The 406-nt window shown below is 67.5% G+C and carries 1 protein-coding gene; it reads right to left on the reverse strand.

Annotated elements, in window-relative coordinates:
• Positions 1-406: sigma 54-interacting transcriptional regulator (locus tag HX846_RS38720; protein ID WP_178967640.1), on the reverse strand; the 406-nt coding region annotated here is incomplete at both ends.

Raw genomic sequence — 406 nt, forward strand, 5'->3', positions numbered from 1 at the left:
CCTTGCCGGTGCCGGTCTCGCCCTGGATCAACAACGGTGCATCCAGCGCCGCCACCCGTTGCGCCCGCGCCTTGAGGGTGCGGATCGCCGGGGACTCGCCCAACAACGCGTCGAAACCTTCGGCGTGGTCATGGTGCAGCGCCGACAGTTGTTCGCCGATGCGGTTGGGTTGGTACAGGGTCAGCAGGGCGCCGGCGTCGGTGATCGGCGTGGCGTCCAGCAGCAGGGTCTGGCCGTTGACGCTGATTTCCCGCAGGGCCAGGCGAAAGCCGTGTTCCAGCAAGGTGGCCAGCAGGGTTGGGTCGTCGAACAGTTCGTTGATGCTTTCCCCGGCGGGTTCGCGACCGTACAAGGCGATCAGCGCCGGGTTGGCCAGCAGGATCTTGCCGGCGCTGTCCAGGGCCAG

This window comes from Pseudomonas sp. K5002, assembly GCF_013386655.1.
Classification (GTDB): Bacteria; Pseudomonadota; Gammaproteobacteria; order Pseudomonadales; family Pseudomonadaceae; genus Aquipseudomonas.